The 7433-nt window shown below is 71.7% G+C and carries 6 protein-coding genes and 1 pseudogene; 3 read left to right on the forward strand and 4 right to left on the reverse strand.

Going from position 1 to position 7433, the window contains the following annotated elements; genetic code table 11:
- Both ACIY1X_RS22730 and ssb read right to left on the reverse strand, forming a co-directional pair.
- Positions 1–326: response regulator (locus ACIY1X_RS22730; protein ID WP_399685003.1), on the reverse strand; the 326-nt coding region annotated here is incomplete at its 3' end.
- Between the two features lie 115 nt (positions 327–441).
- The gene (ssb, locus tag ACIY1X_RS22735; protein ID WP_399685006.1) at positions 442–969 is read right to left on the reverse strand and encodes a single-stranded DNA-binding protein; all 528 of its coding nucleotides are present in this window, start codon (positions 967–969) and stop codon (positions 442–444) included.
- Between the two features lie 98 nt (positions 970–1067).
- On the opposite strand from ssb, the gene ACIY1X_RS22740 reads away from it, so the two are divergent.
- The 3 genes from ACIY1X_RS22740 to ACIY1X_RS22750 are packed head-to-tail and all read left to right on the forward strand — an operon-like array spanning position 1068 to position 6422.
- Positions 1068–2432, forward strand: coding sequence for a chloride channel protein (locus tag ACIY1X_RS22740; protein WP_399685008.1), 1365 nt, complete (start codon positions 1068–1070; stop codon positions 2430–2432).
- 55 nt (positions 2433–2487) lie between these two features.
- Positions 2488–5574 carry an excinuclease ABC subunit UvrA gene (gene uvrA / locus ACIY1X_RS22745; protein WP_399685010.1) on the forward strand — a complete coding sequence of 1029 codons (3087 nt, stop codon included), beginning with the start codon at positions 2488–2490 and terminating at the stop codon, positions 5572–5574.
- Positions 5575–5591: 17 nt separating this feature from the next.
- Positions 5592–6422 carry an urease accessory protein UreD gene (locus ACIY1X_RS22750; RefSeq protein WP_399685012.1) on the forward strand — a complete coding sequence of 277 codons (831 nt, stop codon included), beginning with the start codon at positions 5592–5594 and terminating at the stop codon, positions 6420–6422.
- 144 nt (positions 6423–6566) lie between these two features.
- Here the strand turns inward: ACIY1X_RS22750 and urtE are convergent, their stop codons facing one another.
- Together urtE and ACIY1X_RS22760 are read right to left on the reverse strand one after the other, a co-directional pair.
- Positions 6567–7259, reverse strand: a complete 693-nt coding sequence (gene urtE / locus ACIY1X_RS22755) for an urea ABC transporter ATP-binding subunit UrtE (protein ID WP_399685015.1) — start codon at positions 7257–7259, stop codon at positions 6567–6569.
- Between the two features lie 2 nt (positions 7260–7261).
- A pseudogene (locus ACIY1X_RS22760) lies at positions 7262–7433 on the reverse strand (ABC transporter ATP-binding protein); the annotation flags it as partial.

The raw sequence follows: 7433 nt of genomic DNA on the forward strand, positions 1-7433 counted from the left end.
TTGGACTTGTCGAACACCGCGTCGGCGCCCAGCTCCAGGCAGCGGGCGCGGATGTCGGGCGTGGCGTAGTTGGTGAGCACCACCACGCGCTGGTGCGGCTGCCGCCGGGCACAGGCGCCCAGCACCCCCAGGCCGGAGCCTTCGCGCAGGAACAGGTCGACCACCGCCAGGTGCCAGGTGTCGGCATGCGCGCGCAGCCAGGCGGTGGCCTCGGACTCGGTCTCGGCCACGCCGACCACCGGCGCGTCGGCCAGGTCGGCCAGCGTGGGGATCAGGTTGTCCCGGATGGTGGGGTTGTCTTCGACGAGAAAGGTCAGCAGGGGCATGCGCGCGGCGCAGTGTAGGGCCGCGGCCGCGCACGGTGAAAGGCGTGCAGACCCGCATGCGCAGACCCTTCCGGCCCGCCGGCCGGCGGCGGCGGCGCGCCGCCCGGAGCGAGGGTCAGAAGGGGATGTCGTCGTCCATGTCGTCGAAGCCCGTGGAGGACCTCGACGGCGCGGGCGCCGGCGGGCGCGGGGCGGGCGCGGAGCGCGGTGCCGGGGCGGAGCGGGCGTAGCCACCACCACCACCGCCGCCGCCGTAGCTGCCGCCGCCACCGAAGCCGTCGTCGCCGCCCGAGGGGCCGCCCTGGCCCTGGCGGCTGCCCAGCATCTGCATCTGGTCGACGCGGATCTCGGTGACCGACTTCTCGATGCCGTCCTTGTCGTTGTACTTGCGGCTGCGGATCTGGCCCTCGACGTAGACCTGCGAGCCCTTGCGCAGGTACTGCGCGGCGATCTCGGCCAGGCGGCCGTTGAACACCAGGCGGTGCCACTCTGTGGCCTCGCGCTTCTCGCCGCTTTGCTTGTCCTTCCAGGTGTCGGTGGTGGCCAGCGTCACGTTGGTCACCTGGTCGCCGCTGGGGAAGGTGCGTGTCTCGGGGTCGCGCCCCAGGTTGCCGACGAGGATGACTTTGTTGACCGATGCCATGGCACTGCCCCTGATGATCTGAAGGAAGAGGAAGGAATGAAGAGTCGGGCATTGTGCCCGATGCCGGCCGCCCGGCCCGGCACAATGCCGCCGCAGCGATGCCTCATTCGAACCACGAGCCCGACGTCCTCGAGAACCTGCGCAGCGAGCTGTCGAACTGGCGCCCGTGGATCGACCGCGCCATCGTGCTGGGCTACGCGGTGCTGGCGGGCCTGGCCGTGGTCGGCTTCACGCTGGCGTCGGACTGGGCCTTCGGCCTGTTCGAGCGCATCCACCGGGGCCACCCCTGGCTGGTGCTGCTGTGGACGCCGGCGTGCACCGCCGGCATCGTCTGGGCGACGCGACGCTGGTTCCCGGGCGCGGCGGGCTCCGGCATCCCGCAGGTCAAGGCCACGCTGCACCCGGCCCTGCCGCCCGAGCGGCGCGGGCGCTTCGTCTCGCTGCGCCTCACGCTGGCCAAGATCGGGCTGGGCGCGGCAGGCTTCGCCGCGGGCCTGTCGATCGGCCGCGAGGGGCCCTCGGTGCAGGTGGCGGCCGGCGTGATGCAGCACGCCCGGCGCTGGCTCTCGCCGGGCTCGACCATCGACATGCGCGCCCTGCTGGTGGCCGGCGGCGCGGCCGGCATCGCGGCGGCCTTCAACGCGCCGCTGGCGGGCGTCGTGTTCGCCATCGAGGAGCTGACCGGGCGGCTGGAGGCGCGCGCCAGCGGGGTGGTCATCACGGCCATCGTGCTGGCCGGCCTGATGGCGGTGTCGGTGTACGGCAACCTGAGCTACTTCGGCGTGATCCGCGTGCCGCCGCTGGGCTGGAGCCTGGCCGGCCCCGGCCTGCTGGTGGCGCTGGCGGCGGGCGCGGCCGGCGGCGTGTTCTCGCGGCTGATGGCGGCCTCGCTGACCAACGCGCCGCAGCGCCTGAACGCCCTGCGCGCGCGCTGGCCGATCCGCTTCGCGGCGGCGGGCGGGCTGCTGATCGCGGTGATGGGCCTGGTCAGCGGCGGGGTGACCTTCGGCGCCGGCTCCGAGGCGGTCAAGCACATGCTCGCCGGGCAGGAGGGGCTGACGCCGCTGTACACGCTGCTCAAGTTCATCGCCACCTGGGTCACGGCCTGGGTGGGCGCGCCGGGCGGCATCTTCGCGCCCTCGCTGTCCATCGGCGCGGGCATCGGCGACGCGGTGGCCGGCCTGGCCGACCCGCACCTGGCGCCGGCGCTCATCGCCATGGGCATGGCGGCCTTCCTGGCGGCCGTGACGCAGGCGCCGCTGACGGCCTTCATCATCGTGATGGAGATGGTGGACGGCCACTCGATGGTGCTGAGCCTGATGGCCAGCGCCATGCTGGCCAGCCTGGTCTCGCGCATGATCGGCCGGCCGCTGTACGAGGTGCTGGCCGCGCACATGGTGGCCGGCGCGATCGCCGGGCCGGCGCCGCCATCACCACCGCCACCGGACGACGGGATGCGCTGACCCGCCCGGCGGTCTATCATGTCCGGTTCCCCGCAACGACCGCCGGCCTCTCTTCGTGAACGCCCCCCAAGACAGCGCCTACCTCGGCAGCGTGCTGGCGCAGCAGCGCATCAGCGTCCGCGGCGCGCGCACGCACAACCTGAAGAACGTCGACCTGGACATCCCGCGCAACAGGCTGGTGGTGATCACCGGCCTGTCGGGCTCGGGCAAGTCCAGCCTGGCCTTCGACACGCTGTATGCGGAAGGCCAGCGGCGCTACGTGGAAAGCCTCTCGGCCTATGCGCGGCAGTTCCTGCAGCTCATGGACAAGCCCGACGTGGACCTGATCGAGGGCCTGTCGCCGGCCATCAGCATCGAGCAGAAGGCCACCAGCCACAACCCGCGCTCCACGGTCGGCACCGTCACCGAGATCCACGACTACCTGCGCCTGCTGTACGCCCGCGCCGGCACGCCCTATTGCCCCGACCACGAGCTGCCGCTGCAGGCGCAGACCGTCTCGCAGATGGTCGATGCCGTGCTGGCGCTACCGGACGAACCCAGGCTGATGATCCTGGCCCCGGTGGCGCGCGACAAGAAGGGCGAGTTCCTCGAGCTGTTCGCCGAGATGCAGGCGGCCGGCTACGTGCGCTTCCGCGTCGACGGGCAGACCTACGAATACAACGACCTGCCCAAGCTGAAGAAGACCGAGAAGCACGACATCGACGTGGTGGTGGACCGCCTGCGCGCGCGGCCCGACATGCAGCAGCGCCTGGCCGAGAGCTTCGAGGCGGCGCTGCGGCTGGCCGACGGACGGGCCATCGCGCTGGAGCTGGATGCGCCCGACACCGTTCGGGCTGAGCCTGTCGAAGCCGGGGCCGGCGCTTCGGCTGGCTCGGCGCGAACGGCTGCCAAGGAACACCTCTTCAACGCCAAGTTCGCCTGCCCCCTGTGCCACTACTCGCTGGCCGAGCTGGAGCCGCGCCTGTTCTCCTTCAACTCGCCGGTGGGCGCCTGCCCGACCTGCGACGGCATCGGCAACCGCGAGTTCTTCGACCCGGCGCGGGTGGTGGCCTTTCCCTCGCTCTCGCTGGCCAGCGGCGCGATCAAGGGCTGGGACCGGCGCAACGGCTACTACTTCAGCATGCTGGAGAGCGTGGCGAAGCACTACCGCTTCGACCTCGACACGCCCTTCGAGAACCTGCCCGCGTCGGTGCAGCAGGTGGTGCTGCACGGCTCGGCCGGCGAGGAGATCAGGTTCAGCTACACGCTGGAAAGCGGCGCCTCGGCCGGCCGCAAGCTGACGAAGAAGCATCCCTTCGAGGGCATCATCCCCAACATGGAGCGGCGCTACCGCGAGACCGACTCGGTGATGGTGCGCGAGGACCTGGCGCGCTTCCGCAACCTGCAGCCCTGCCCCGACTGCGGCGGCTCGCGGCTGCGGCGCGAGGCGCGGCACGTCTACCTGGTGGACGAAACGCGGGAGGGCGAAGCCGCGAGGATGCCCATCTACGTGCTGAGCCATCTCACGCTCAAGGACAGCCTGGCCTACTTCCAGACGCTCAAGCTCAAGGGCGCCAAGGCCGAGATCGCCGACAAGGTGGTGCGTGAGATCGGCCTGCGGCTGAGCTTCCTGAACGACGTGGGCCTCAACTACCTGAGCCTGGACCGCAGCGCCGAGACGCTCTCGGGCGGCGAGGCGCAACGCATCCGGCTGGCCTCGCAGATCGGCTCGGGCCTGACCGGCGTGATGTACGTGCTGGACGAGCCCAGCATCGGGCTGCACCAGCGCGACAACGACCGCCTGATCGGCACGCTGAAGCACCTGCGCGACATCGGCAACAGCGTGATCGTGGTCGAGCACGACGAGGACATGATCCGCGCCGCCGACCACGTGATCGACATGGGCCCCGGCGCCGGCATCCACGGCGGCGAGGTGATGGCGCAGGGCACGTACGACGAGGTGGCGGCCAGCCCCGGCTCGCTGACCGGCCAGTACCTCAGCGGCGCGCGCCGCATCGAGGTGCCGACGCGCCGCACGCCCTGGCTGCCGGTGCTGCGCAAGGACGAGCCCGAGAAGAAGAAGGCCTCGAAGTTCCCGCCCAGCCCGGCGGCCGAGCGCCGCGCCGAGCGAGAGGCGCGGCACCTGGCGACGCAGGGCGCGCTGCAGGAGATCCGCGTCGTCGGCGCCACCGGCAACAGCCTGAAGAACGTGAGCGTCGGCTTCCCGGTGGGCCTGTTCACCTGCGTCACGGGCGTGTCGGGCTCGGGTAAGTCCACGCTGGTCAACGACACGCTCTACGCCGCCGTGGCGCGCACCATCTACCGTGCCCACGAGGAGCCGGCGCCGCACGAGGCGGTGGAGGGCATCGAGTACTTCGACAAGGTCATCAGCGTCGACCAGAGCCCGATCGGCCGCACGCCGCGCAGCAACCCGGCCACCTACACGGGCCTGTTCACGCCGATCCGCGAGCTGATGGCCGAGACCAACACCGCCAGGGAGCGCGGCTACGGCCCCGGGCGCTTCAGCTTCAACGTGGCCGGCGGGCGCTGCGAGGCCTGCCAGGGCGACGGCGTGGTGAAGGTGGAGATGCACTTCCTGCCCGACGTGTACGTGCCCTGCGAGGTGTGCAAGGGCCAGCGCTACAACCGCGAGACGCTGGAGGTGCAGTACAAGGGCCGCAACATCGCGCAGATCCTCGACATGACGGTGGAGGACGCGCACGCGTTCCTTCAGGCCGTGCCCACCATCGAGCGCAAGCTGCGCACGCTGCTTCAAGTCGGCCTCTCGTACATCAAGCTGGGCCAGAGCGCGACCACGCTCTCGGGCGGCGAGGCGCAGCGCGTGAAGCTGGCGCTGGAGCTGAGCAAGCGCGACACCGGCCGCACGCTCTACATCCTGGACGAGCCCACCACCGGCCTGCACTTCGCCGACATCGAGCTGCTGCTGAAAGTGCTGCACCAGCTGCGCGATGCGGGCAACACCATCGTCGTGATCGAGCACAACCTGGACGTCATCAAGACCGCCGACTGGGTGATCGACATGGGCCCCGAGGGCGGCGCCGGCGGCGGCCAGGTGGTGGTGGCCGGCACGCCGGAGACGGTGGCCGCCTGCGAGGCGAGCCACACCGGGCGCTACCTGAAGCGCATCCTGCTGGCGGGCTGAACCGCCGCGTCGCTCCCATGCCCTGGCACGCCTCGCTGGCACTGGACTATCGGCGGGAGGGCCCGCGCACGGTGGCGCACTTCCGCCACCAGGGGCCGTTGCGGCTGCTGCGCAGCCTCTACCCGGAAGGCGACGCCGTCTGCCACAACGTGCTGGTGCACCCGCCGGGCGGCCTGGTGGGCGGCGACACGCTGGACATCCGCGTGCAGGCCGGCCCGGGCGCGCACGGGCTGATCACCACGCCGGGCGCCACGCGCTTCTACCGCTGCGAGGCCGAGCCGGCGCGCCAGCGCACCGAGGTGGCGCTGGAGGCCGGCGCGCGCCTCGAATGGCTGCCGCAGGAGGCGCTGTGCTATCCCGGCTGCGACGCCGTCAACGAACTGCGGCTGACGCTGGCCGAGGGCGCGGAGCTGATCGGCTGGGACGTCGCCGCGCTCGGCCTGCCCGCCGCCGGCCAGCCCTTCACCCGCGGGCAGCTGCGCCAGCACCTGGAGTGGCCCGGCCGCTGGCTGGAGCGCGGGCACCTCGACGCGGGCGACGCGCGCCTGATGGACGGCCCGCTCGGCCTGGCCGGGCAGCGCTGCCTGGGCACGTTGTTCTGGCTGTGCGGCACGCCGCCGGCGCGGGCGCTGCGGGAGCAGGCGCTGGCGCTGGCGCGCGAGCGCATCGAGGCCAGCCCGCTGCGGCACAGCGCGGGCGCCACCGCCCTGCAGCCCGGCGTGGTGGTGGTGCGCGTGCTCGCGCCGCTGACCGAGCCGGCGATGCTGCTGCTGCGCGAAGTGCGCGCGGCCTGGCGCGCGGCGCTGTGGCAGCAGGACGGGCCGCCGCCGCGCATCTGGTCGACCTGAGGCCTTCTCTGTCTTTCTCCCTCTCCCTCTGGGAGAGGGTCGGGGTGAGGGCCGGCGGCAGTGGCTGGAAAACGCGCCGTTTCCATCGGCGTGCGGCCCCTCACCCAGCCTCTCCCCAGCGGGGAGAGGAGCCGAGCCGGAATCTCAGATGGCGACCAGCTGGCGGACGCCGCGGGCCTCCATGTCCTTGCCATCGCCGCGGGCGATCACCTCGCCGCGCTCCATCACGAGGTAGTGGTCGGCCAGTTCCTGCGCGAAGTCGTAGTACTGCTCGCACAGCACGATCGCCATGTCGCCGCGGCCGGCCAGCATGCGGATCACGCGGCCGATGTCCTTGATGATGCTGGGCTGGATGCCTTCGGTGGGCTCGTCCAGGATCAGCAGCTTCGGGCCCGGCGCCAGCGCGCGCGCGATGGCGAGCTGCTGCTGCTGCCCGCCCGAGAGATCGCCGCCGCGCCGGTGCAGCATCTGTTTGAGCACCGGGAACAGTTCGAACAGCGCCGGCGGGATCGGCGTGGAGGCGCTGCGGTAGGCCAGGCCCATGCGCAGGTTCTCCTCGACGGTGAGCCGCGCGAAGATCTCGCGCCCCTGCGGCACGTAGCCCATGCCGGCGCGGGCGCGCTCGTAGGGCGTCTTCCCGTGCACCGGCCGGCCGTCGAATTCGATGCTGCCGCTCTTGATGGGCACCAGGCCCATCAGCGACTTCAGCAGCGTCGTCTTGCCCACGCCGTTGCGCCCCAGCAGCACCGTGACCTCGCCCGGCCGCGCCTCGAAGCTCACGTCGCGCAGGATGTGCGAGCCGCCGTAGTACTGGTGGATGTTTCTGACGTTCAGCATGGTCATCTACCCAGGTACACCTCGATCACGCGCTCGTCGCTCTGCACCTCGTCGAGCGTGCCCTCGGCCAGCACCGCGCCGTCGCACAGCACGGTGACCTTGCGCGAGATCGCGCGGACGAAGTGCATGTCGTGCTCCACCACCATCAGCGAGTGCCTGCCCTGCAGCGAGAGG

The organism is Xenophilus sp. (assembly GCF_044462705.1).
Classification (GTDB): Bacteria; Pseudomonadota; Gammaproteobacteria; order Burkholderiales; family Burkholderiaceae_C; genus Xenophilus; species Xenophilus azovorans.